General features: G+C 28.8%; 2 protein-coding genes. Both read right to left on the reverse strand.

What is annotated here, in order from left to right:
* Positions 1-220: 220 nt before the first annotated feature.
* Positions 221-586: an HIT family protein gene (locus tag BT151_RS18340; protein WP_072403818.1), complete on the reverse strand. Its 366-nt coding sequence runs from the start codon at positions 584-586 to the stop codon at positions 221-223.
* Positions 586-1,611, reverse strand: coding sequence for an HNH endonuclease family protein (locus BT151_RS18345; RefSeq protein WP_072403819.1), 1,026 nt, complete (start codon positions 1,609-1,611; stop codon positions 586-588). Before BT151_RS18345 ends, BT151_RS18340 begins: the two co-directional genes overlap by 1 nt.
* Positions 1,612-1,732: the final 121 nt, after the last annotated feature.

Here is a 1,732-nt window from a genome sequence, read left to right on the forward strand (position 1 = left end):
TTTTTAAGGTTAAATGTTTTAAGAATTAAAGCGAAAAAATTAAAGATTTATATTGCTTTTTAACCGAGTGAGCGCATTGTACACAACGGTTTTGTGTATGATTAGTGGCGTGTTTAAGCACCTAATTTAGCAAATAAAAACCGAATAGAAAATCCGCGAGGATTTTCGTAAGTAGGCTTGAACTAGCCATTAATTATACACGTTGTTGTAGCACGTTTTTTTAATAATTTCCTTTTCCTTCGATACAATGTCTTATGCCTCCTTTGGGGTTTTTCATATCTCCTTTGAATCTTGGTATAATATGACAATGAAAATGCATTACAGACTGTCCTGCAACTTCTCCACAATTCATTCCGATATTATATCCATCAGGATTGTATTCATTTTCTATAATTTCTTTTCCTTTAATTATTAATTCGGTTAATTCATTCCGTTCGTTTTTATCTAACTCGAAATAGTCTAGTTTTTCTTTATTTGAAATAATTAAAATATGACCAGGTGAAACTGGATATCCATCTTTTATCAAGAAGAAATGTTTTCCTTGATAAATCTTTCTGTTTTCTTCAATGTTACTAAATACACTCATTAAAAATTCCCATTTAATTCAAATTCTGGTTTCCAAGTAATAATAGCAGAATTTAATGCTAATTGGTATTGTTTATTTAAAAATTCTATTCTTTTTTGTTTCGTATTTCCTGTTTGATTAACAATTGTTTCCGCTAATGGATGTTTGCTTTGAATATAAAATTCATTTCTATTAAATAATCTTTGTAGGAATCTTTTTTCTGGAATTCTAGCAGATTTATTTCTATTAACTTCTTTATTTGCTAAAACAAGATTCCATACACCATTTATATTTGCACCAAGTTCATTGTGTATTGTTTTGTTTATGTGTGGAAAAAAATGGTCAACTTCACATAAATTAGAAGAACCACTTACAACAGAAATATCTTGAAAACTATAAAAACATTTCCCTTTTTGATATCCATTTAGAGAATCTCTAACTGAAGTTATATCAGTCCTTCTCATAAAATCATTTTCTAAAAAGAATAAAGATTTATCTTCATCATATTTAACTTCAAGTAGTTTCGGATTTAGATTAAGGTTCCAAGCAGTTTCAACTAAATTCCAGCGAGCCTCAACTTCTTGATTAAAATTTTGGAAATGAAAAGATTCTTTTAACTTTAAAAGATTGTCTTTAATAACGATTTCCTTGTTCCCTGATTTATAATTTTTTTCATAAAAAATATCGGGAATTTGAGCTCCGTTTAAATTTTGAAAAGCGTCTATCACATTTACAAAACCTAATTTTTCGGTTTTTGACCATAACTCGGATTCTGAAATTTCATCTTTTATATTGCTTCTACAAACATTTAAAAAACTACTCGATTTTGAATTTCCTTGTTTATCGTTTTCTTTTAAATGCTCAATAATATTTTTAGAAAATGGTCGAGATAATTCAGCCAATGAAATTTTAGTAGTTACTTTATTTACTAGTTCTAATAAACTTTTAGCAAACGCAAATTTATAAGTAGCACTATTTTTTCCAAATAGAATCAAACCTCTCCATTGAGATTCTAAACTTGGGTCATTTATTTGAAATTCTATCATTTAGTTCATTTTCTCAAATGTGCTACAACGGTTAGTATAAGAATAGTTGCAGGTTTACGTGCGAGGATTTTCCGCAGGAAAATCAGACGTAGCAAACTTGCAACGACCTTTGGTTAAGCCC

It is taken from the genome of Flaviramulus basaltis (assembly GCF_900114265.1).
In the GTDB taxonomy this organism is placed as follows: Bacteria; Bacteroidota; Bacteroidia; order Flavobacteriales; family Flavobacteriaceae; genus Flaviramulus; species Flaviramulus basaltis.